18 protein-coding genes are annotated in these 21,919 nt (G+C 66.4%); 8 read left to right on the forward strand and 10 right to left on the reverse strand.

The window, feature by feature from the left end; genetic code table 11:
• Positions 1 to 164 precede the first annotated feature (164 nt).
• Together ACEF39_RS05030 and ACEF39_RS05035 are read left to right on the forward strand one after the other, a co-directional pair.
• Complete coding sequence (locus ACEF39_RS05030; protein ID WP_500287159.1) at positions 165 to 632, forward strand: SET domain-containing protein; 468 nt, start codon at positions 165 to 167, stop codon at positions 630 to 632.
• A 172-nt stretch (positions 633 to 804) separates the two neighbouring features.
• Positions 805 to 1,347, forward strand: coding sequence for a type 1 glutamine amidotransferase domain-containing protein (locus tag ACEF39_RS05035; RefSeq protein WP_500287160.1), 543 nt, complete (start codon positions 805 to 807; stop codon positions 1,345 to 1,347).
• A 72-nt stretch (positions 1,348 to 1,419) separates the two neighbouring features.
• Here ACEF39_RS05035 and ACEF39_RS05040 read toward each other — a convergent pair whose 3' ends face one another.
• The 4 genes from ACEF39_RS05040 to ACEF39_RS05055 form a co-directional block, all read right to left on the reverse strand.
• Positions 1,420 to 2,016, reverse strand: coding sequence for a YceB family lipoprotein (locus tag ACEF39_RS05040; RefSeq protein WP_500287161.1), 597 nt, complete (start codon positions 2,014 to 2,016; stop codon positions 1,420 to 1,422).
• 80 nt (positions 2,017 to 2,096) lie between these two features.
• Complete coding sequence (locus ACEF39_RS05045; RefSeq protein WP_500287162.1) at positions 2,097 to 2,525, reverse strand: hypothetical protein; 429 nt, start codon at positions 2,523 to 2,525, stop codon at positions 2,097 to 2,099.
• A gap of 170 nt (positions 2,526 to 2,695) precedes the next feature.
• Positions 2,696 to 3,004, reverse strand: coding sequence for a DUF3861 family protein (locus ACEF39_RS05050; protein WP_500287163.1), 309 nt, complete (start codon positions 3,002 to 3,004; stop codon positions 2,696 to 2,698).
• Positions 3,005 to 3,308: 304 nt separating this feature from the next.
• Positions 3,309 to 3,707 (reverse strand): HU family DNA-binding protein, encoded by a 399-nt coding sequence (locus ACEF39_RS05055; RefSeq protein ID WP_500287164.1) that lies wholly within the window; start codon positions 3,705 to 3,707, stop codon positions 3,309 to 3,311.
• A 370-nt stretch (positions 3,708 to 4,077) separates the two neighbouring features.
• Here ACEF39_RS05055 and ACEF39_RS05060 point away from each other — a divergent pair, with 370 nt between their 5' ends.
• Positions 4,078 to 4,509 carry an OsmC family protein gene (locus ACEF39_RS05060; RefSeq protein ID WP_019659396.1) on the forward strand — a complete coding sequence of 144 codons (432 nt, stop codon included), beginning with the start codon at positions 4,078 to 4,080 and terminating at the stop codon, positions 4,507 to 4,509.
• A gap of 82 nt (positions 4,510 to 4,591) precedes the next feature.
• Here the strand turns inward: ACEF39_RS05060 and ACEF39_RS05065 are convergent, their stop codons facing one another.
• Entirely contained in the window at positions 4,592 to 5,470 is an 879-nt protein-coding gene (locus ACEF39_RS05065; protein WP_500287165.1) for a PhzF family phenazine biosynthesis protein, read from the reverse strand.
• Positions 5,471 to 5,564: 94 nt separating this feature from the next.
• The gene (locus tag ACEF39_RS05070) at positions 5,565 to 6,437 is read right to left on the reverse strand and encodes a PhzF family phenazine biosynthesis protein (protein WP_500287166.1); all 873 of its coding nucleotides are present in this window, start codon (positions 6,435 to 6,437) and stop codon (positions 5,565 to 5,567) included.
• Positions 6,438 to 6,512: 75 nt separating this feature from the next.
• Here ACEF39_RS05070 and ACEF39_RS05075 point away from each other — a divergent pair, with 75 nt between their 5' ends.
• From ACEF39_RS05075 to murD, 3 genes are all read left to right on the forward strand, one after another.
• A complete protein-coding gene (locus ACEF39_RS05075; protein ID WP_500287167.1) occupies positions 6,513 to 9,107 on the forward strand; it encodes a bifunctional aspartate kinase/diaminopimelate decarboxylase in 2,595 nt (864 codons plus the stop codon).
• A gap of 90 nt (positions 9,108 to 9,197) precedes the next feature.
• Complete coding sequence (gene murL / locus ACEF39_RS05080) at positions 9,198 to 10,550, forward strand: UDP-N-acetyl-alpha-D-muramoyl-L-alanyl-L-glutamate epimerase (RefSeq protein WP_500287168.1); 1,353 nt, start codon at positions 9,198 to 9,200, stop codon at positions 10,548 to 10,550.
• Positions 10,531 to 11,940, forward strand: a complete 1,410-nt coding sequence (gene murD, locus ACEF39_RS05085; RefSeq protein WP_500287169.1) for a UDP-N-acetylmuramoyl-L-alanine--D-glutamate ligase — start codon at positions 10,531 to 10,533, stop codon at positions 11,938 to 11,940. The genes murL and murD overlap by 20 nt, the downstream gene beginning before the upstream one ends.
• Positions 11,941 to 12,052: 112 nt before the next feature.
• On the opposite strand, the gene ACEF39_RS05090 is transcribed toward murD, so the two are convergent.
• Positions 12,053 to 12,640, reverse strand: a complete 588-nt coding sequence (locus tag ACEF39_RS05090; protein WP_500287170.1) for an SMI1/KNR4 family protein — start codon at positions 12,638 to 12,640, stop codon at positions 12,053 to 12,055.
• A gap of 128 nt (positions 12,641 to 12,768) precedes the next feature.
• On the opposite strand from ACEF39_RS05090, the gene ACEF39_RS05095 reads away from it, so the two are divergent.
• Positions 12,769 to 13,554 (forward strand): dienelactone hydrolase family protein, encoded by a 786-nt coding sequence (locus ACEF39_RS05095; protein WP_500287171.1) that lies wholly within the window; start codon positions 12,769 to 12,771, stop codon positions 13,552 to 13,554.
• A gap of 62 nt (positions 13,555 to 13,616) precedes the next feature.
• Here the strand turns inward: ACEF39_RS05095 and ACEF39_RS05100 are convergent, their stop codons facing one another.
• The gene (locus ACEF39_RS05100) at positions 13,617 to 14,615 is read right to left on the reverse strand and encodes a polyprenyl synthetase family protein (RefSeq protein ID WP_483022942.1); all 999 of its coding nucleotides are present in this window, start codon (positions 14,613 to 14,615) and stop codon (positions 13,617 to 13,619) included.
• Between the two features lie 215 nt (positions 14,616 to 14,830).
• On the opposite strand from ACEF39_RS05100, the gene ACEF39_RS05105 reads away from it, so the two are divergent.
• Entirely contained in the window at positions 14,831 to 16,444 is a 1,614-nt protein-coding gene (locus tag ACEF39_RS05105; protein WP_500287172.1) for an alpha-glucosidase family protein, read from the forward strand.
• A 351-nt stretch (positions 16,445 to 16,795) separates the two neighbouring features.
• Here ACEF39_RS05105 and ACEF39_RS05110 read toward each other — a convergent pair whose 3' ends face one another.
• Both ACEF39_RS05110 and ACEF39_RS05115 read right to left on the reverse strand, forming a co-directional pair.
• Positions 16,796 to 19,555, reverse strand: coding sequence for a TonB-dependent receptor (locus ACEF39_RS05110; RefSeq protein ID WP_500287173.1), 2,760 nt, complete (start codon positions 19,553 to 19,555; stop codon positions 16,796 to 16,798).
• A gap of 225 nt (positions 19,556 to 19,780) precedes the next feature.
• Positions 19,781 to 21,838 carry a glycoside hydrolase family 97 protein gene (locus ACEF39_RS05115; RefSeq protein WP_500287174.1) on the reverse strand — a complete coding sequence of 686 codons (2,058 nt, stop codon included), beginning with the start codon at positions 21,836 to 21,838 and terminating at the stop codon, positions 19,781 to 19,783.
• Positions 21,839 to 21,919: the final 81 nt, after the last annotated feature.

Here is a 21,919-nt window from a genome sequence, read left to right on the forward strand (position 1 = left end):
TCGCCGGCATCCAACCCGGCCATTCAGCGGGCGCTTGGGGCCGGCTGCGGGTCGGCGGCCGAGGGCGGCCGACGGGGCGACATGCTGGGGCATGGGGGTGATTTTCGCAATCACCCGGAATGGGCGAGAATCAACGTTCCTTTCGCTGCAAACGTCTCTTGCCGATGCCCAAGAAGATCCAAGCCCGCAAGTCCGCCATCCACGGCAACGGTGTGTTTTCCGTGGCCCCGATCAAGCAGGGCGAGCGCGTGATCCAGTACAGGGGCCTGCTGCGCAGCCACGGCGATGTCGATGCCGATGACAGTGGCGATGTGGAAAGTGGCCATACCTTCCTGTTCACCCTCAACGATGACTGGGTGATCGATGCCAATTACAAAGGCAACGACGCGCGCTGGATCAACCACAGCTGCGACCCGAACTGCGAAGCGGTGATCGAGGAAGACGAAGACGGTGACAGCCGCGGCGACAAGGTCTTCATCGAGGCACTGCGCGATATCAAGGCCGGTGAAGAACTGACCTACAACTACGGCATCACCCTGGCCGAGCGGCATACCGCCAAGCTGAAGAAGATCTGGGAGTGCCGCTGCGGCTCGCCCAAGTGCACCGGCACGATGCTGCAGCCCAAGCGCTGATCCGGTAGCGCCGGGCGATGCCCGGCGAGCGCGAAGCGCGGGCGGAATCAGAAGCCGCCGGGCATGGCCCGGCGCTACCCGCGCGTTTCTGCACCCGCCGTGCACGGCAGGGTCACCGCCGTTCAATGCGCATTCGCCCACCCTGTCCGCTCCCCCTCATCTGGAGCACGACATGGCACAGCGTCTACGCGGCAAGCAGATCGCCATCCTTGCGACGCACGGATTCGAACAATCCGAACTGATCGAGCCCAAGCGCTTGCTGGAAGCAGAGGGCGCGCGGGTGAGCGTGGTCTCGCCGGCCAAAGAGGCCAGCATCAAGGGCTGGAAGGCCAAGGACTGGGGCGATCCGGTCGCCGTGGATCAGCCGCTGGATGAGGCCGATGCCGGCCGCTTCGATGCGCTGGTGCTGCCCGGCGGCGTGATCAATCCGGATACCCTGCGCACCAATGAAGCGGCATTGGACTTCATCCGCGGCGTGGCCGATGCCGGCAAGCCGGTGGCGGCGATCTGCCACGGCCCCTGGCTGCTGATCAACAGCGGGCTGGCGAAGGGACACGAGGTAACGTCGTGGCCGTCGCTGCAGCAGGATCTGACCAATGCCGGCGCGCGCTGGCGCGACGCGGAAGTAGTGGTGGACGGCAACCTGATCACCAGCCGCAAGCCGGACGACATTCCGGCCTTCAGCGAGGCGCTGGTGAAAGCGCTGGCGGCGTGACGTTGTGCTGGTAGTGCCGGCCGCTGGCCGGCACGTGCGTGAAAGTATTGCCGGCCAGCGGCCAGCACTACCTTATTTGCCCAGCACGCCGGCCGGCACCAGGTTGCCCAGGTCCTGGTTGAAGGTCACCACCAGCTTGCCGTTCTTCACCTGCGCCGACTGCACCTGCAGGGCACCGAGCAGGCCGGCCACGGCCGGGTCCAGCTTGTAGATTGGTTCGCGCTGGGCGTAGTCGCTCAGCCATGCGTTCAGCAGGCCGCGGGTACGCGAGTCGAGACGGCCGCCCTGGTTGGCCGGGGTGAAATCATCCACGGTCGGCTGCTGCAGGTGAAAGCCCTGGGTCTGCGCGTCATAGCGCAGGCCGCTGCTGAGCTTCACCGTGCCCAGCGTGGCCGGATTGCCGCCCGCGGTGGCCAGCGCCACGTCCATGCCCAGGTTCAATCGTTCGCCTGCCGGCAGGCTCAGCTGCGGGTGGCTCATGGTCAGCGCGATCAGGCCGCCCAGTGCGTCCTGGGTGCGCGGGAAGCTGCCGTCCAGATACTGCTGCACGTCGCTGGCGCCAACCGCCAGTTCACGACCGGAGATCGAAGGGGCGGCCTGCGCACCGATCGCGGCAGCAATCAGCACGGTCGAGGCGGCAAGACGGGTCATCAGGGAACGCAGGCGCATGGCGGTGACCGAAGAAGGATCGAAGAGGCCTACAGAGTAGCTTTGCCCGCTGAATCGCGGGTACACACGGCTGCAACGGTTCAGTCCAGCGTTGGCTGCAGGCTGGCCGACTGGATCTGCCAGGCGCGACCGTCAGCACTGGGCTGCACGCGATACCAGCCGTGGTAGCGGAAGGTGCCTTCGGCGGTTACCGCGCGGATCTTCACCGGCACTTCCAGCAGGTGCGGCGGCTGGCCATCGTCGCGTGGCACCGCCACGTCACTGTCCAGGCGCAGATTGCGCACGTCGGGCAGCAGGCGCAATACGGCGTCGTCAGCATGGCGCGGGTCGGCCGGGGCATAGGCCCAGGCCGCATCGCTGCGCGCCTTGTTCTGGTTGAGCAGGTCGAGCATGTAGCGGTTGAGCATTCCCGCGGGCGATTCGCTGCCGATGGCAACGGCGCCATACAGCGGGTCGATGGCGATCGCGTCGACTGTAGCTGCTTCCGATGCCGCCTTCGTCGTTTGCACGGCAGGGGCGGTTGCAGCGGCGGCTGAGTCCGAGGTGGCGGATTCGGTTGGAGGGGGTGGGTTGGAACACCCCACCACAAGCAGTGGGATCAACAAGGAAATAAAACCGCGCATGTCTGCCTCCTCCCCGAGGCGACCTGGAAGGCGGCAGTGTAGCGGTCGGGGGCGGCTCAGCGCGAAGAGGGAAGCTGCTCCAATGCATCCAATGCCGGCAGCACCTGTGCGGCGATCGCCGCCAGCGCATGGCCGTCTGTGTCGGCATAGCGCTGCACGATGTCACGCAGCAACTGGGTGGCCACCACCAGGGTGGCACGCTCATCGCCGCTCAGGCCGGCCGTGCGCGGGGCTGATTCCAGCAGGCGCATCAGGTCGCGGCTGGCGCGATGTTCCAGTTCGATGGTGCAGCGCCCGGTGCACTGGTGCCCGTCCTTTTCGATCGGGGTCACCGAGATCCGGTAGCGGGTGGAGGGGCTGGCCATGGGGGTGCTCGCGCTGGTGGGGAGGAATGTGTCCACCTTAGGCAAGGCATTGGCCGGCGGCGATGGCCGGGGCTGCACGCAGTGTTCCACCCGGTTCGTTGCTGCACTGGAAAAACAGCGGTGAGGCCATGGGCGACGGGCCTGTGCAGGTGATTGCGTGGGCGCGGGAAACGCTGTGTTGCGGGGTCGCAGGGAACGGCATCCACGCGTGGCGTGGATCTACTGCAGTGCGTGCGTGGGTGCGGGCAAAAAAAAACGGGACGGCCAAGGCCGTCCCGTCAGGTATCCGCTGCAGGGCGCGCGCTTAGAGCGCAGCGTCCTTGAGCTTCTTCAGCGGGCGAACCTTGAGCTTGGTGGTGGCCGGCTTGGCGGCGAACCACTGCTCTTCCTTGGTGAACGGGTTGATGCCCTTGCGCTTCGGCTTGGCCGGCACATTGACGGTGCTGATCTTCAGCAGGCCCGGCAGGGTGAACGAGCCTGCGCCCTTCTTGTGCACCGAAGCGGCGACAGCGCCTTCCAGCGAGGCCAGCACAGCGCGGACGTCCTTGGCGACAACGCCGGAGACTTCAGCGATGTGTGCAACCAGGCCCGACTTGGTCAGCACTTCCTTGATCGGCTTCGGAGCGGCCGGCTTGGCGGCTGCCTTCGTCGCGACTTTCTTCACTGCCTTCTTCGGGGCAGCCTTCTTAGCGGTCTTTGCCATGGTTTCCTGTTCCGTGAACGGTTGGTTGTTTGGTCGGCGCCGAACCCCGTCGGCAAGCGCAATGTAGGGCAACTCTCGGGCGCCGCCAATAGCCTGGAGCGCTGAAAGTGCATGTTTTTTCATATCCAGGCCGATTCAGTACATGGCCGGCAGTGGGGGAAGCAGGCGCCGTGGTGCACTGCATCGCGATGTCCTTGTTTTCGAATGGATGGGCGAAATGACTGAAAACAAGGGAAAAATCGTCGGATTGCTGGTGAAGAAGTGTCCACTCGCTGGCTCGGGACAGGCGCGCCGCATGCGGCGAGGCGACGCAGGGCTAACGCGGCGCGTGCCAGGGTATCGGTTCATCACAGCTACAACGGAGCAGGACATGGGAATCTCGCGACACGCTACGGCGCATTGGGAAGGCGACCTGAAGTCGGGCAAGGGCCAGTTGAGCACGCCGCAGAGTGGTCTTCTGGACAAAACCCGCTACGGCTTCAACAGCCGCTTTGGTGATGAAAAGGGCACCAATCCCGAAGAATTGATCGCCGCCGCGCACGCCGGTTGCTTCACCATGGCGCTGTCGGCCAAGCTCGGCGAAGCCGGTTTCACCCCGACCTCGCTGGATACCGAAGCCAAGGTCGATCTGTCGATGGAAGGCGGCCCGCAGCTGTCGCAGATCCGGCTGAAAGTGAAGGCGGTGGTGCCGGGAATCGATGCGACCCAGTTCCGTGCGATTGCCGATGACGCCAAGCAGAACTGCCCGGTTTCGAAGGCACTGAGCGCAGTGCCGATCAGTCTGGAAGCTGAGCTGGGCTGAGAAGGCGGTAGCGCCGGGCCATGCCCGGCGAGCGCAGCGGAAAGACGCCGGGCATGGCCCCGGCGCTACGGCGTGTGGGCAGTCACCAGTCGATGGTGCCGGAAATCACCGTCTGCACCTGTCCACCGGACCAGACCTCGCCGTCTTCATCGACCAACAGGGTCAGGCGCGCATCGTGGCCGACTTCGCGGCCTTGGCTGACTTCGAAGGGCTGGCGGCCGCGCGGCAGGGCATCGCGCAGGTCCAACCAAGCCGCCAGCACGGCGTTGGCCGCGCCTGAAGCAGCATCCTCGAAGCGGCGTCCATTGCCGACGAAGGCGCGTACGGCCAGGTCGTAACCTTCGCTGCCATCGGCAAAGGCATAGGCAAACACGCCCATGCTGTCAGTCGATTCGGCCAGCGTGGCGATCGCATCCCAGTCTGGGTTCAGGGCGCGCAACGCTGCCTCATCCGCGACCTGTACGACCCACCAGCTGCGGCCGCCCTGCATGCGGGCCGGCGGCAGCGCACCCAGCGGCCAGCCCTGCAAGGCGGGCTGCAGGCGCGGATCGTTGGCTGCCGCGGTCTCGGCCAGCTGTGCACGCGGCGTACGGATGGCGATGCGCTGCTGTGCGCCTTCGCCGGTCACGCGCAGTGGCAGCGCCCCGGCGATGCCGTCCTGTATCAGTATCCCGTCGACCGGCATGGCGATGCCTGCCTGCAGCGCTGCATGGGCAGTGCCGACGCTGGGATGACCGGCGAACGGCACTTCCTTCTGCGGGCTGAACATGCGCAGCCGGTAGCTGGCGCCGGCGGCCTGCGGGGGGAACACGAAGGTCGTTTCAGGCAGGCGGGTCCAGCGGGCGATGGCCTGCATCGCCGCGTCGTCCAGGCCTTCGGCATCGAGCACGACAGCCAGCGGATTGCCAGCGCCCGGGCGCGGGGAAAACACATCCAGCTGCAGGAAACGGCGTGCGGACATCAGGCGGGGACTCCAGGAAACAGGCCGCATAGGGTAGCGCGGGGCCATGCCCCGCGAGCGCGCAGCGCGGCAGGCCGCCGGGCGTGGCCCGGCGCTACCAGCGGATGTGGCCGTCGATCACCGGCTGCACCTGACCACCGACCCATACCGTGCCCTGCACGTCGACGGTAACCTGGACGAGGCCGTCGCGGCCGACCTCGCGGCCCTGGCTGGCCACATAGCTCCCGTTCTTGCCGGGCAGGGCATTACGCTGCCGAAGCCAGGCGCCGATCAGCGCGTTGGCGCTGCCGGTCACCGGGTCTTCCGGCACGTTGGGCGCATCCGCAGGGCAGAACGCACGCACCACCAGATCATGGTCGGTACCGGGGTCGAGCGCGAACACGGCTACGCCGAGCGCATCGGTGGCCATGCTCCAATCGCGCAGGGCCGCCATGTCCGGTACCAGCGTGCGCACGGCGTCGGCATCGCGCAGCGGCAGCAGCCACCAGCGCGGGCCGTTTTCCCAGAGTTCGGCGCCTTGGCCCTCGGCGATGACGGCGCGCAGCGCTTCCGGGACGGCACCCGGTGCTGTCGGCAGCAGGCGCGCTGCTGGGCTGGCCAGCCGGATGGTGGGCGCGTTGGCCGGGCCCGTGACCTGCACCGGCAGCAGGCCGGCCGCGCATTGCTGTACCAGGGCCCCGTCGCGTGGCTGCACCAGGCCGCAGGCGACCGCTGCCCAGGCGGCACCCACGCTGGGATGGCCGGCAAAGGGCAGCTCGCTGGCAGGGGTGAAGATGCGGACGTGGTAGTCGGCGCCGGCAGCGGTGGGGCGCAGGAAGAACACGGTCTCGGACAGGTTCAGCCAGGCGGCCAGGGCCTGCATGCGGTCGGTGGACAGCCCATCCGCGTCGAACACGACACCGAGTGGGTTGCCGGTACCGGGGTGGTGGGCGAAGACATCGAGCTGCAGGTAGCGGTAGGCGGTCATTGACGGGTGTATTGGGCTTAGAATCGAAGGTTCCGCCCCCAAGGGCGGCTTCCCCACATTACACATAGCCTATCCATGTCAGCTTCCCCCCTTGTCGATCGTTGGATCGTACTGAAGTTCGGCGGCACCTCGGTGTCGCGTCGCCACCGTTGGGACACGATCGGGAAGCTGGCGAAAAAACGGGCCGAAGAAACCGGTTCGCGCGTTCTGGTGGTGGTTTCGGCGCTGTCCGGGGTCACCAATGAACTGACCGCGATTGCCGATGGCGCGCCGGACAGCCGCGATCGCGTGGCGGCGCTGGTCGAACGCCACCAGGCCTTCCTGGACGAGCTGGGCCTGGGCGCGGAGGTTCTGGCCGAGCGGCTGGCCGCGCTGCAGGGCCTGCTGGACGACCCGCGTGCGCCCAGCCGACCGCTGGACTGGCAGGCCGAAGTGCTGGGCCAGGGTGAACTGCTGTCGTCCAGCCTGGGCGCGGCCTATCTGCGTGCCAGCGGCCTGGATTTCGGCTGGATGGATGCGCGCCAGTGGCTGGACGCGCTGCCGCCGCAGCCGAACCAGAGCGACTGGTCGCAGCGCCTGTCGGTGAACTGCCAGTGGCGTGCCGATGCGGAATGGGCGCAGCGCTTCCGCGCCCAGCCCACGCGCCTGCTGATCACCCAGGGTTTCATCTCGCGTCATGCCGACGGTGGCACGGCCATTCTCGGTCGCGGCGGTTCGGATACCTCGGCGGCGTACTTTGGTGCGCTGCTCGGCGCGAGCCGCGTGGAGATCTGGACCGATGTGCCAGGCATGTTCAGCGCCAATCCCAAGGACGTGCCGGACGCGCGTCTGCTGACCCGCCTGGACTATTACGAAGCGCAGGAAATCGCCACCACCGGCGCCAAGGTGCTGCACCCGCGCTCGATCAAGCCGTGCCGCGATGCGGGCGTGCCGATGGCGATCCTCGATACCGAGCGCCCGGAACTGCCGGGTACCAGCATCGACGGCAACGCCGCGCCGGTGCCGGGCGTGAAGGCAATCAGCCGCCGCAACGGCATCGTGCTGGTGTCGATGGAAGGCATCGGCATGTGGCAGCAGGTCGGCTTCCTTGCCGATGTGTTCGGCCTGTTCAAGAAGCACGGCCTGTCGGTGGACCTGATCGGTTCGGCCGAGACCAACGTCACCGTGTCGCTGGACCCGTCCGAGAACCTGGTCAACACCGATGTGCTGGCCGCGCTGTCGGCGGATCTGTCGCAGATCTGCAAGGTCAAGGTGATCGTGCCGTGCGCGGCGATCACCCTGGTCGGCCTGGGCATGCGCTCGCTGCTGCACAAGCTGTCGGACGTGTGGGCGACCTTCGGTCGTGAGCGCGTGCACATGATCTCGCAGTCGTCCAACGACCTGAACCTGACCTTCGTCATCGACGAGGCCGATGCTGACGGCCTGCTGCCGATCCTGCACGCCGAGCTGATCGACAGCGGCGCGATGCCGGTGGAAGAGACCGAAGTGTTCGGCCCGCGCTGGCGCGAAATCGCCGGCACCGTGCGTCCGCGTGGTACGCCTTGGTGGCGCGGCCAGCGTGCGCACCTGCTGCAGCTGGCCGATGCCGGCACCCCGCGCTACGTCTACCACTTGCCCACTGTGCGGGCGCGTGCCCGTGCGCTGGCGGCGATCAAGCCGATCGACCAGCGTTATTACGCAATCAAGGCCAACAGCCATCCGGCCATCCTGCAGTTGCTGGAAGCCGAAGGTTTCGGCCTGGAGTGCGTGTCGCACGGTGAGTTGAAGCATGTGTTCCAGGCCATTCCGGAACTGTCGCCCAAGCGCGTGCTGTTCACCCCCAGCTTCTGCCCGCGCAGCGAGTACGAAGCGGCGTTCGCGCTGGGCGTGACCGTCACCGTCGACAACGTGGAAGCCCTGCAACGCTGGCCGGACCTGTTCCGCAACCGCGAGCTGTGGCTGCGCGTGGACCTGGGCCGTGGCGAAGGCCACCACGCCAAGGTCCGCACCGGTGGCAAGGACTCCAAGTTCGGCCTGCCGATCGCGCGCGTGGACGAGTTCGTGCGCGCGGCCACCGAGCTGGGCACCCGTGTGGTCGGCCTGCATGCGCACCTTGGCAGCGGCGTGGAAACCGCCCAGCACTGGCGCCTGATGTGTGACGAGCTGGCTGGCTTCGCGCGCCGTATCGGCAGCGTGCACACCATCGATATCGGTGGTGGCCTGCCGATTCCCTACAGCGACGAAGACGAGCCGTTCGACCTGGACGCCTGGGCCGAGGGCCTGGCCGAGGTCAAGGCGCTGCATCCGGCATTCCGCCTGGCGATCGAACCGGGCCGCTTCCTGGTGGCCGAATCGGGCGTGCTGCTGACCCATGCCACCCAGGTGGTGGAGAAGGACGGCGTACGCCGCGTCGGCCTGGATGCGGGCATGAACACGCTGATGCGCCCGGCCCTGTACGACGCCTGGCACGACATCGAAAACCTCAGCCGCCAGGGCGGTTACGCCGAAGCAGCGTTCGATGTGGTCGGCCCGATCTGCGAATCCAGCGATGTGTTCGGCAAGCGCCGCAAGCTGCCGGTGTCGACCGCGCCGGACGATGTGATGCTGATCGCCGACGCCGGTGCCTACGGCTATGTGATGTCCAACACCTACAACCAACGGGCGATGCCGCGCGAGGACGTGATCGAATGATCGCCGCCTTCCGCGCCCTGCACCCGCCCACCGACACGTCCCGCGCCTGCGCGCGGGCACGTGCCTGACCGTGCTTGAACTGGATTCACCATGACTGCTTTCGATAAACACCAGGTTTCCCGCTTCCGCTTCGTCCGCTGCGAATTCGCCGCGGACACCGGCGTGGCCAAGCTGGTCTACGCCTTCGATGACGGCCCGGAAATGGTGGAAACCGTTACCGTGCCCGGCGCCCCGTTCGTGCTGGAGCCGGCCCGTGCCGACGCCGTGCAGCGCGCGCTGCGGCTGCTGCACCTGATTGCCGGTGTGAGCTACTACAAGGCCGGTGTGCCCGATACGGTCAGCATCGACAGCTACAGCATCGATGCCGATACCGCTGCGTTGGTGGAGACCATCTATCTCAACGGCCTGGGTGAGTTCGCCTATCGCAACGGCCTGAACCTGCGTGGGCGCTTCCGCCTGCCGGTGCAGGGCGAAACGGTGCAGGCACCGGTGCTGGGCCTGCAGGCGCATGCGCTGGTGGCCATCGGTGGCGGCAAGGATTCGCTGGTCAGCATCGAAGCACTGCGTCGCGCCGGCGTGGACGAGACGGTGACCTGGATTGGTGGTTCGCAGTTGATCCGTGCCTGTGCCGAGCGCACCGGGCTGCCGACGCTGAATCTCGGTCGCGCGCTGGCGCCGGAGCTGTTCGAGCTCAACCGCCAGGGCGCATGGAACGGCCACATCCCGGTGACTGCGGTGAACTCGGCGATCATGGTGCTGGCTGCGCTGCTGCAGGGCGTGGACCAGGTGGTGTTCTCCAACGAACGTTCGGCCAGCTACGGCAGCCAGATTCCGGGCACCGGCGAGGTCAACCACCAGTGGTCGAAGGGCTGGGCGTTCGAGCAGGCCTTCGGCGTGTACGTGCAGAACCAGGTGGCCGCCGACCTGCAGTACTACTCGCTGCTGCGACCGATGTCGGAGCTGGCGGTGGCCCGCCAGTTCGCCAAGAGCGATTTCTACGACGCGCATTTCTCCAGCTGCAACCGCAACTTCCACATCCTTGGCGAGCGCCCGGTGAACCGCTGGTGCGGCGTCTGCCCGAAATGCCACTTCGTGTTCCTGGCGCTGGCCCCGTTCATGCCGAAGACCCGCCTGGTGCGCATCTTCGGCCGCAACCTGTTGGATGACATCGAGCAGGCCGGTGGCTTCGACGCGCTGCTGGAATTCCAGGACCACAAGCCGTTCGAATGCGTGGGCGAAGGCCGCGAATCCCGTGCGGCGATGGCGACCCTGGCGCAGCGCCCGGAGTGGAAGGAAGACGCGCTGGTGAAGCGTTTCTGCAATGAAATCCGACCGCAGCTGGATGCGGCCGAACTGGAGCTGGCACCGCTGATGCAGTTGCAGGGCGAACATCGTATTCCGGCGACGCTGTGGGAACGGGTGCGTGAAGATTTCGCAGCTTGAAGGCAAGCGCGTAGCGCTATGGGGCTGGGGGCGTGAGGGGCGTGCTGCGTTTGCAGTGCTGCGCGCGCGCCTGCCATCGCTTGGCCTGAGCCTGTTCTGCCCGGCCGGCGAGGTCGAGGCCGCACGTGCGGAAACGCAGGGCGCGCTGGATGTACGCGGCGAACCCACAGCCGAAGCGCTGGCTTCATTCGAGGTGGTGATCAAGTCGCCAGGGATCAGTCCGTATCTGTCGATCGCGTTGGCGGCGGCGGAGCAGGGTACCGTCTTCATTGGGGGCACGGCGTTGTGGTTTGCCGAACATGCCGATGCCGATGGCACCGTGCGCGACACGATCTGCGTGACCGGTACCAAGGGCAAGAGCACCACCACCGCGCTGATCGCGCACCTGCTGCGCGCAGCCGGGCGTCGCACCGGTCTGGTCGGCAACATCGGCCTACCGCTGCTGGAAGTGCTGGACCCGCAACCGGCGCCCGCGTACTGGGCGGTGGAGCTGTCCAGCTACCAGACCGGCGAGGTCGCGCGTAGTGGTGCGCACCCGCAGGTGGCCGTGGTGCTGAATCTGTTCCCGGAACATCTGGACTGGCACGGCAGCGAACAACGCTACATCGAAGACAAGCTGCAGCTGGTGACCGGCGCCGCACCGCGCGTTGCCGTGCTCAATGCCGCAGACCCGCACTTGGCCGCGCTGTCGCTGCCCGCCAGCGAGGTGGTCTGGTTCAACCAGCCGCAGGGCTGGCATATGCGCGGCGACATCGTCCATCGCGGCGAGCAGGCGGTGTTCGATACCCGCAATACGCCACTGCCGGGTCGACACAACCGCGGCAACCTGTGCGCGGTGCTGGCCGCACTGGAGGCGCTGGGCCTGGACGCGGTGGCGCTGGCGCCGGCCGTGCAGGATTTCCGACCGCTGCCGAACCGCCTGCAGCGGATTGGCGAGGCCGATGGCCTCACCTACATCAACGATTCGATCAGCACCACGCCGCATGCCAGCCTTGCGGCGCTGGAGTGCTTCGCCGGCCAGCGCATCGCGCTGCTGGTGGGCGGGCATGATCGTGGCCTGGACTGGACTGACTTCATGCAGCACATGGCGCATGACGTGCCGCCGGTGGAAATCGTGACCATGGGCAGCAACGGCCCGCGCATCCACGCGATGCTGCAGCCGTTGGCCGATGCCGGTCGCTTCGGCCTGCATGCGGCCGCTGATCTGCCTGATGCGGTGGCGCTGGCGCGTCGCGCACTGGGCCGGCAGGGTGGAGTGGTGCTGCTGTCGCCAGGGGCGCCGAGCTATGGCGCCTACCGGGATTACGTTGCACGCGGGCGGCATTTCGCCGAACTGGCCGGGTTCGACCCGGACACCATCAGCGCGATTCCGGGGATCGGGATCGGCTGAGGGGTCGGATCCCTTTCCGCAGGAAAGGGCTCTGACCCCAACGGGATACCGCGTGAATCCATCCACGCATGGCGTGGATCTACTGTAGAGCCGAGCCCACGCTCGGCTGCCTTCATTCGTCTTCGTTGATGAACGCGTAATCGCGATCAATCAACTGCTGCAGGTACGCATCAAAGCTGGGGGCGATCACCGCGTAGCTGTCCGGGTCGTGCAGGTAGCGCACCACCTGGCCGACGCTGCCGCCGGGTGCCGGGTCGAAATCCAGATACAGCATCGAGGTGCCGCCGTTGTTCATGCAGTGCGAGAAACACAGGCGACAGCTCATCGGCAGGTCGGCATCGATGCCGGCACCGAGGATCTCCGGTTCCTCTTCCAGCCACTCTTCGTAGATGGAGCGGATGCTGTCGTCCCACTGCCGCTGGTCTTCGAAGATCTGCGCGATGGAGCGCAGGTAGTACGGGTAGTCGCCCACGTCCGAGCCGAGCATCAGCACGCAGACCTCGCCCTTCGGATAGTCGCGGAAGTGCGTGCCGTCCACGCGCGAAAGCAGCTCTACCAGGCTGTCGGGCACCTGCGGCCACTGCGCGCGCAGCCGTTGCAGGTCGGCCTCGCTGGCGCCTTCGGTCCACGCCCATTGCGGCGCATCGTCCTCGGGCAAGCGGGCGGTCAGTCCAGACAGAAAGCGTTCGACAAGATTCATGCAGAAAAGGAACGGAGGGGATCAGGTCGTATCCAACCACACCTGCGTCACGCCGCCAATGCAGAATGCGACGCGGGAGGGGTGAATACGGCTTAATCCCCTCCGTCCCCTTTTTCTGGAGCAGGCGCATGAACCGTTGGCGTTGCGGTGTGGCGATGGTACTGGGGCTGGCAGCGATGCCAGCGTGGGCGGCGATGAAGACGCAGCCGGTGGAGTGGAAGCACCAGGGCACGACCTTCAGTGGCGTGCTGGTCTATGACGATGGAGATGCTGACAAGCGTCCCGGCCTGGTGATGGTGCCGAACTGGAAGGGCGTGAACGAATCGGCCATCGAGAAGGCCAAGCAACTGGCGGGCGATGACTACGTGGTGCTGGTGGCCGATGTGTACGGCAAGGGCGTGCGACCGAAGACCGATGCCGAGGCCGGGCCGGTGGCGACCAAGCTGCGCAATGACCGGCCACTGCTGCGGGCGCGGGCACTGGAGGCGGTGACCGTGCTGAAGGCGCAGGCGGGCAAGGCACCGCTGGACCCCAGCCGGATCGGCGCGGTGGGCTTCTGCTTCGGTGGCACCACGGTGCTGGAACTGGCCCGCGCCGGCGCGCCGCTGGCGGGCGTGGTCAGCCTGCATGGCGGGCTCGGGTCGCCCTTGCCGGCCCAGGCCGGCGGCAGCCATCCGTCGGTGCTGGTGTTGAACGGTGCCGACGACAGGAGCGTGACCGCCGAGGATATCGGCAGCTTCCAGAAGGAAATGGATGCGGCCAAGGTGGACTGGGAGTTCACCAACTACAGCGGTGCGGTGCACTGCTTTGCCGAGCGTGATGCCAACAGCCCGCCGGGCTGCCAGTACAACGAGCGTGCAGCGAAGCGGGCCTGGAAGGCGCTGGATGAGTTCTTCGAGGAGCGTTTCATGTAGTGCCGACCAACGGTCGGCACCCACCGATGTTTCCGTGCCGACCGTTGGTCGGCACTCCTTCATCAATGCGAGCGCTGTACCGCGTAGCGGGCCAGGCCGCGCAGGGCGGCGACGGCATCGTTGTCGGCCAGGCCGTCGAGCGCGCGCTCGGCGGCTTCGGCATATTCCTCGGCACGACGGCGGCTGTAGTCCAGGCCACCGGTGGCGTGGATCGCGGCCAGCACTTCCGGCATTGCCGAGGCGTCGCCGTTCTGCACGATCGCGCGCAGGCGCTGGCGGGTGGCCTCGTCCGAATGGGCCATCGCGTGGATCAGCGGCAGCGTGGCCTTGCCCTCGGCCAGGTCGTCACCGAGGTTCTTGCCCAGCTCGTCGGCGTTGGCCGAGTAGTCCAGCACGTCATCGGCGATCTGGAACGCGTAGCCCAGGTGCATGCCGTAGTCGTACAGGGCCTGCTGGGTGGCTTCATCGACGCCGCTGGCCAGTGCACCCAGGCGGGTACCTGCGGCGAACAGCACCGCAGTCTTGCGCTCGATCACGCGCAGGTAGGCCGCTTCGTCGGTGTCCGGGTTGTGCACGTGCAGCAGCTGCAGCACTTCGCCTTCGGCGATGCGGTTGGTGGTGTCGGCCAGGATCTGCATCACCGACATCCGGTCCAGCTCGACCATCAGCTGGAAGCTGCGCGAGTACAGGAAGTCACCCACCAGCACACTCGGCGCGTTGCCCCACAGCGCATTGGCGGTGCTGCGGCCGCGGCGCAGGCTGGATTCGTCCACCACGTCGTCGTGCAGCAGGGTGGAGGTGTGGATGAACTCGATGATCGCGGCCAGCTGGTGGTGCTCGGGGCCGGCGCCGCCGACCGCATGGCCGGCCAGCATCACCAGCATCGGCCGCAGGCGTTTGCCGCCCGCCGAAATGATGTGGTCGGCGATCTGGTTGATCAGCACCACATCCGAGGACAGCCGGCGGCGGATCAGGGCATCGACGGCAGCCATGTCGGCTGCGGCAAGCGACTGGATCTGGGACAGGCCCAGGGCGGGACGGGTGTCTTCGGTGATGGTCATGCGATCAGGCTTTCAGGCTCATCCCTGATTATAGGCGTTGCCTGTGAATTGGGGAGGAAACCGGTTCCCAGGCCGCCGCTGCGGACTGCCGAACACTGCGTCCGGCGTGAATACGTATGCAGGCAGCGCCATCGTCCCGGGCCGCCGCTAAGCTTGCGGGAGTTGGTTTTCAGCCCGCTTCTGGCGGGTCCCGCATGCCCGGAGGGGGGCTGTCGATGTCGCACTATCCATGGTGGCGCGGAGCCGTCATCTACCAGATCTACCCGCGCAGTTTCCTCGACGCCAACGGCGACGGGGTAGGCGACCTGCCCGGCATCATCCAGCGCCTGGACCATATCGCCGCGCTGGGCGTGGATGCGATCTGGATCTCGCCGTTCTTCCGATCGCCGATGGCCGACTTCGGCTATGACATCGCCGACTACCGCGATGTCGATCCGCTGTTCGGCAGCCTGGACGACTTCGACCGGCTGCTGGCCAAGGCGCATGGTCTTGGCCTGAAGGTGATGATCGACCAGGTGCTCAGTCACACCTCGATCGAGCACGCCTGGTTCCGCGAGAGCCGGCAGGACCGCAGCAACCCGAAGGCGGACTGGTATGTGTGGGTGGATCCGCGCGAAGACGGCACGCCCCCCAACAACTGGCTGTCGCTGTTCGGCGGCGGTGCCTGGCAGTGGGAGCCGCGCCGCGAGCAGTACTACCTGCACAACTTCCTGGTGGACCAGCCGGACCTGAATTTCCACAACCCGCAGGTGCAGCAGGCGACCCTGGACAACGTGCGCTTCTGGCTGGACCGGGGTGTGGATGGCTTCCGCCTGGATGCGATCAACTTCTGCTTCCATGACGCGCAGCTGCGCGACAACCCGCCCAAGCCGGCCGACAAGCGCGTCGGCCGCGGCTTCAGCGCGGACAACCCGTACGCCTACCAGTACCACTATTACAACAACACCCAGCCGGAGAACCTGCCGTTCCTGGAGCAGCTGCGCGCCCTGCTGGACGAGTACCCGGGGGCGGTGAGCTTGGGCGAGATCTCCTCGGAGGATTCGCTGGCGACCACCGCCGAATACACCCAGGATGGCCGCCTGCACATGGGCTACAGCTTCGAGCTGCTGGTCAACGATTACAGCGCGGCCTACATCCGCGACACCGTTTCGCGCCTGGAAGCGGCGATGACCGAAGGCTGGCCGTGCTGGGCGGTGTCCAACCACGATGTGGAGCGGGCGGTCAGCCGCTGGGGTGGCCATCCGGCCGACCCGCGCCTGGCGCGGATGCTGGTGGCGCTGCTGTGTTCACTGCGTGGTTCGGTCTGTCTGTACCAAGGCGAGGAGTTGGGCCTGGCCGAGGCCGACGTGCCGTTCGAGGCGCTGCAGGACCCGTACGGCATCACATTCTGGCCGAACTTCAAGGGCCGTGATGGCTGCCGCACGCCGCTGCCGTGGATCGACGCGCCGCTGGCCGGCTTCACTACCGGAAAGCCGTGGCTGCCGATCCCGGCCGAGCACCAGGCGGCGGCCGTGGCGGTGCAGGCGCAGGATCCGCAGTCGGTGCTGTCGGCCTTCCGCGGCTTCCTGGCCTGGCGCCGTACCCAGCCGGCGCTGCTGCACGGAGATATCCGGTTCCTGGACAGTGCCGAGCCAGTGCTGCTGTTCGAGCGTATGCTTGCAGATGAAACTCTCCTGCTGGCCTTCAATCTGTCGGCCGAGGCGGTGACCCATCCGCTGCCGGCGGGTACCTGGCAGCAGGTGGCCGTACCGGGCCCGGATGCCGGGAGGGTACAGGGCAACGAACTCCAGCTGCCGCCGCGCGCGGTGTATTGCGCACGACGCAGCTGACCGATTTCTCCGGTGGCGGTACTTGCGGGGACGGGGCCGAAGCGCCCCGTCCCTTTTTTGTGGGCGTGGTTCCGGTGTAGAGCATCCACGCATGGCGTGGATCTACTGGAGAGGCGATGCTTCGGTGATCGGCATACACGCATGGCGTGGGTCCACCGGGGGCGACGTGGCGGTGATCGGTATCCACACGTGGCAACGGTGCACCGATGTCAGTGGATCCACGCCATGCGTGGATGGGCCTTGCCGATGACCCACCGGAGGCCGTCGCGGCACTCGTGCAAAAGAAAACCCGCTGCCTGCGCAGCGGGTTTCCGATGGATTGCCGGCCAGCGGCCGGCACTACCGTGCAGGTCAGAACTTGTAGTTCACGCCCAGCATGTAGGTGCGGCCCCACTCGATGTATTCCAGCGGGCGATCCTTGGTGCCGGCGTAGGTGCGGTACGGCTCGTTGGTCAGGTTGCTTCCCTGCAGCAGCAGGGTCAGCCCGCGCAGGCTGCTGCTGTCGCTGAAGGTGTAGCTGATCTGCGCATCGGTCACGTTCTCGCCTACCACGTAACGCAGGGTGCGGTTGCCGTTGAAGTTACCGATCTCGCCGATGAAGTCCGAACGACGGCGCTGGCTGACGCGTGCTTCAAAGCCACTGCGCTCGTAGTAAGCCGTGAAGTTGTACACGCGCTTGGACAGGCCGGGCAGGCTGATCGGGTCTGTGCCCACGCTGGACGCGCTTTCCGGATCCAGGATCTGGATGTCGCTCTTGTTGAAGGTCGCGCTGGCCTGCACGCCGAAGCCACGCAGGCTGTCGGTCAGCATGTCCAGCGGGAACGATGCGGTCAGCTCCAGGCCCTTCAGCGTACCGCCCTTGCCGTTCTGCGGGGTCGAGAAGGTACCGGTCGGCAGCACCGGTACCACCATGCCCGGCGGCGGCACATAGTTGCCCAGCAGCCCGGTGAAGTCGTAGTTGTCCACCGACTGGGTGTAGACGTAGCTCTTCAGGTCCTTGTAGAAGATCGCGGCAGCCACGTAGGCCTTCTCGCCGAAGTACTTTTCGTAGGACAGGTCGAGCGCGGTAGCGCGCCACGGATCCAGCAGCGGATTGCCGCCACTGCCGCCGGGGCGGCCGGTACCGGTATCCACGCCGAACTCCAGTCCGGCCCGCATCTGGTCCACGCGCGGGCGGGCGACCTGCTTGGCTGCAGCAAAGCGCAGGGTCTGCTCGTGCGGGAACATGAAGGCCAGGTTCAAGCTCGGCAGCCAGTCGTTGTACTTGCGGCCATCGGAGTACGGCTGGATGTTGTTGCCGGCCGCCTGCGAGCTGTCCCAGTAGCGCGAGTCCGAGCTCTGGTCGGTGTGCTGCATCTGCACGCCGATGTTGCCGCGCACGCCGACCACGCCGATGTCGGTGTTGATGTTCAGGCGCGCCCAGGCGGTGGTGATCTTTTCCTGCACCGTCCACGACTTGGGAATCAGGTAGTCGAGGTTGTCGACCGGATTGAAAGTCATGTAACGACCGACCGCGCCCGGCACGTTCCAGGCCGGGATGGTGCCCAGACCGGCGAATCCAAGGTTGACCGGGCGGTACTGCAGATCCGATGCGATGTTGGCATCGCCCTGCGCGCCGAGCAGGATGTTGCCTTCAGACTGGGTCTTCACCTTGCGGCGGTCGGCATAGTTCACGCCGATATCCAGGTCCGGTGCCCAGGACGCCATTGCTTCCGGCAGGGCGATGGTCGCGGCCAGCTTGCCGCCCTTCAGGCGGTCTTCCACCTTCGGCACCTTGCCGTAACCAGAACCGTAGATGGTGTTGGTCAGGAACAGCGCGTCCGGGTTGGAGTAGTCCAGGCCCGGGCTGATCTGCGAGAAACCATCCTGGCGGAACTGCACACCTACCGTATCCAGCTGCGGCATCGGGGTCAGCTGCAGGTTGTTTTCCAGGTTCAGCTCGTCACGGGTGGCCTTGGAATAGTTCAGGTCGGCGACCAGCTTGACGCTGCCGAAGGTGAACTCGTTGTTCCAGCCGAACGCATCGATCTTGTCCTTGCGCTTGTTGTACATGCCGCGCACCAGCGGGTACACGCCACTGGCGGTGCCGCCGGTGAAGGTGCCATTGGCGTTGACCTGCGGGTTGCTGACCAGCAGGCCGGGGGTGTAGTTGCCGTTGTAGTTGCTCAGGTTGAGCTCGAACTGGTTGGCGGTGTCGATCTGCTCCGCCTCGGTATGGAACGCGTCGAAAGTGCTGGTCCAGCTGTTGTTCGGCCGGAACTGGATCGTGGCCATAACACCGTCACGCTTGTTGTTGCCGGTGCGGCGCAGCGCCTTGATGCCATCGGTGAAGTAGGTGCCAGCGGCAACACCCGGGCGGTTGCCGTTGGTGGTGTGCTCGGTGGTCCACGGCTCGTACAGGCCGACCTGGTTTTCCTGGATCGGCATGTCGCTGTGCGCGTAGCCGATGGCGATGCCGAGGGTCTTGTCCAGGAACTGGTCGATGTAGCTGGCGCTGAAGCGGTTGCCGTACGGATCGGTGTCGGCGGCGCGGCCCAGCGAACTCTTCTGGTAGCGGCCGCTGACGGCGATGACGCGGTCGGGGAAGCTGAGCGGACGTGCGGTCTGCATGTCGATGGTGCCTGACAGGCCCTGGCCGACCAGCGCCGCATCCGGGGTCTTGTACACGGTCACGCCGTTGACCAGCTCGGACGGGTACTGGTCGAACTCGACGCCACGGTTGTCGCCGGTGCTGACCACTTCACGGCCGTTGAGCAGGGTGGTGGCGAAATCCGGCGACAGGCCGCGCACGCTGATCACCTGCGCACGACCGGCCACACGCTGCGCGGCGAGGCCGGGCAGGCGCGAGATCGATTCGGCGATGCTGACATCGGGCAGCTTGCCGATGTCTTCGGCGGAAATCGCTTCGACCACCGAGGTGGCGTCCTGCTTGGTCGCGATGGCGCTTTCGATGCCGCGACGGATGCCGGTGACCTGCACGGTATCCAGGTTGGTGGCGGCGGTGCCGGTCGGCGGGGTGGTGGTGGTCTGCGTGGACTGTGCTGCTGCCAGCGATGGCGTCAGTACGACGGCCAACGCGATGCTCAGCGCACTGCGCTTGTGGTTCAACATTTTCCCCTCCCAGGCAATGTTGTAGTGCGATTCGTGGTCGTCCCGATGGTGTCGAGGACGTGCGACGCGGTGGCCGCTGTCGTCGCCGCTATGGTAGGCAGCGCGTTCTTCGTGGGAATCACCCTGCATACGTATTCAATGGCGTTTGCAGGGATGTAATCGCTTTCATATCCCCGCCACGGTAGCGCCGGGCCATGCCCGGCGAACGTCACGCGGGGGCGTTCATCAATCCAACGGCGTGAATCGAATGGCTTGCCCGCCGCCAGGCGCCAGCATCAGGGTGAGTGAATCGGTGCTGCTGACCTCACGGGTTTCGCGCTTGAAGGCGAAGGGATTGCTGCGGAAATCCGCGCCGTCGCCATCGCGGTACATCTCGGCGCGGTAACGCACGCCCGGCTCCAGGAAGCCCAGCGACACCGGCAGCACGCGGCCGTTCTCATCGGTGATGCTGCCGAGGAACCAGTCGCGGCTGTTGCGGTCGCGGCGCACAATCGTCACGTAGTCGCCGACCTCGCCATCGAGCACGCGGCTCTGCTCCCAGTCCACCGCGACGTCCTCGATGAAGCGGAACGCGTCGCGGTGCTGCAGGTAGTGCTCGGGCAGGTCGGCGGCCATCTGGATCGGGCTGTACAGCACCACGTACAGGGCAAGCTGGCGGGCCAGCGTGCTGGGGATGGCCTGGCCGTGGCGACCCTTCAGGCTGAGGATGCCGGGGGTGTAATCCATCGGCCCGGCCAGCATGCGGGTGAACACCAGGTTGACCTCATGCTCGGGCGGGTTCGGTGGCTGTCCCCAGGCGTTGTATTCCATCCCACGTGCGCCTTCGCGGGAAATCCAGTTCGGGTAGGTGCGGCGCAGGCCGGTGTCCTTGATCGGCTCGTGCGGGTTCACCGACAGGTGCCGGCGGGCGGCTTCCTGCACCACCTTCAGGTGATGGCGAGCCATGAACTGCCCGTCGTGCCACTCGCGCCACAGCGGGCCGCCGGCCGGATTACGGCGATCGACCTGGCCGTCGTCACAGACGTAGCCGGTCTTGAACTGGTCCACGCCCAGCCGCGCATACAGGTCCAGCGCAGCATCCAGCTGGTCTTCGTAGTGTTCGATCGCGCATCCGGTTTCATGGTGGCCGATCAGGTGCACGCCCTTCTTCAACCCGTACGCCGAAAGGGTTTCGATGTCGAAATCCGGCGTGGCACGGGTGAAGTCGAAGTCGTAGCCGTTACCGACCCAGTTGCCGTCCCAGCCCGGATTCCAGCCTTCCACCAGCACACCACGGAAGCCGTGCGCGGCGGCGAAGTCGATCACTTTCCGCGTTTTCGTGGTGGTGGCCGCGTGCTTCGGGCCAGTCGCCCAGCTCTCGTTGTCCAGGTGCATCGACCACCACACGCCCAGGTACTTGGCTGGTTTCACCCAGCTCACATCGCCCAGCGCATTGGGCTCGTTGAGGTTGAGGATCAGGTCGGACTCGACCAGCCCGCCGGCGCGGTCGGCAATCTGCAGGGTGCGCCATGGGGTGGCGAAGGGCAGGGCGCGGCGCACCTTCCAGCCTTCGGCCGAAGGCGAAAGCTGCGCGCGCAGGCGCTGGCCCTCGGTGCGGCGCAGCCACATGCCGGCGTAGTCGACCAGCGCCGCTTCATGGATGGCCACGTGCAAGCCGTCGTGGCTGCGCAGGGTCATCGGCGTGTGCACCAGCGGCACTTCGCGCAGTGGCGTGCGCTGGTACAGGTATTCGTAGTGGATCGGTTCGCCAGCGGGTATCCACCAGGCGGTGGACTCCGGCGCAATGGCGAACTCGGTCAGTTCGTCATCGATGATCGCTTCGCGCAGGTTCGGTTGCTCGGGAAACACGTAGCGGAAGCCCAGGCCATCGTCGTAGACGCGGAACACCAGGTCCAGCCGGCGCTTGCTGCCGGTGGTTTCGGCCAGATGCACGGTGAGTTCGTTGAAGTGGTTGCGGGTGAGGCGGCGCTCGCCCCACGGCTGCTCCCAGCGGTCGTCGACACTGCGGCGTTCCTGCGCCAGCAGGCTGAAGTCGCGGTCGAGGCGACCATCCCGCAGTTCAAAACCCAGCTTCGAATCGGCCACCACGGTCTGGCCAAGGCGCTCGACGCGGTAGCGTGCGGTGCCGCCGTCCAGCACCAGGCTGACCTTCAGTACCTTGTCCGGTGATTCGACGCTGGCGATCTGCGATGCAGCCGCCTGTGCCAGCGTGGCCAATCCCAACAGGGCCAGGCCGAAGGCGTGCGCGAACACTGCGCGTACCGTTGTGGGTGACGTCGGCATTTCCCCTCCCAAGGCGCCGTTGACAGACCCGGACCATAAGCCAGCGCGGCAGGCGTGCCGGTACTGCGCGCCATGAATACG

Origin of the sequence: Stenotrophomonas indicatrix, from assembly GCA_041545745.1 — a bacterium.
GTDB lineage: Bacteria > Pseudomonadota > Gammaproteobacteria > Xanthomonadales > Xanthomonadaceae > Stenotrophomonas > Stenotrophomonas indicatrix_A.

Coding starts and splice junctions, on each gene's coding strand:
- ACEF39_RS05030 (WP_500287159.1), top strand. CDS start 165: ATGCCCAAGAAGATCCAAGCCCGCAAGTCCGCCATCCACGGCAACGGT.
- ACEF39_RS05035 (WP_500287160.1), top strand. CDS start 805: ATGGCACAGCGTCTACGCGGCAAGCAGATCGCCATCCTTGCGACGCAC.
- ACEF39_RS05040 (WP_500287161.1), bottom strand. CDS start 2,016: ATGCGCCTGCGTTCCCTGATGACCCGTCTTGCCGCCTCGACCGTGCTG.
- ACEF39_RS05050 (WP_500287163.1), bottom strand. CDS start 3,004: ATGGCCAGCCCCTCCACCCGCTACCGGATCTCGGTGACCCCGATCGAA.
- ACEF39_RS05055 (WP_500287164.1), bottom strand. CDS start 3,707: ATGGCAAAGACCGCTAAGAAGGCTGCCCCGAAGAAGGCAGTGAAGAAA.
- ACEF39_RS05060 (WP_019659396.1), top strand. CDS start 4,078: ATGGGAATCTCGCGACACGCTACGGCGCATTGGGAAGGCGACCTGAAG.
- ACEF39_RS05065 (WP_500287165.1), bottom strand. CDS start 5,470: ATGTCCGCACGCCGTTTCCTGCAGCTGGATGTGTTTTCCCCGCGCCCG.
- ACEF39_RS05070 (WP_500287166.1), bottom strand. CDS start 6,437: ATGACCGCCTACCGCTACCTGCAGCTCGATGTCTTCGCCCACCACCCC.
- ACEF39_RS05075 (WP_500287167.1), top strand. CDS start 6,513: ATGTCAGCTTCCCCCCTTGTCGATCGTTGGATCGTACTGAAGTTCGGC.
- murL (WP_500287168.1), top strand. CDS start 9,198: ATGACTGCTTTCGATAAACACCAGGTTTCCCGCTTCCGCTTCGTCCGC.
- ACEF39_RS05090 (WP_500287170.1), bottom strand. CDS start 12,640: ATGAATCTTGTCGAACGCTTTCTGTCTGGACTGACCGCCCGCTTGCCC.
- ACEF39_RS05095 (WP_500287171.1), top strand. CDS start 12,769: ATGAACCGTTGGCGTTGCGGTGTGGCGATGGTACTGGGGCTGGCAGCG.
- ACEF39_RS05100 (WP_483022942.1), bottom strand. CDS start 14,615: ATGACCATCACCGAAGACACCCGTCCCGCCCTGGGCCTGTCCCAGATC.
- ACEF39_RS05105 (WP_500287172.1), top strand. CDS start 14,831: ATGTCGCACTATCCATGGTGGCGCGGAGCCGTCATCTACCAGATCTAC.
- ACEF39_RS05110 (WP_500287173.1), bottom strand. CDS start 19,555: ATGTTGAACCACAAGCGCAGTGCGCTGAGCATCGCGTTGGCCGTCGTA.
- ACEF39_RS05115 (WP_500287174.1), bottom strand. CDS start 21,838: ATGCCGACGTCACCCACAACGGTACGCGCAGTGTTCGCGCACGCCTTC.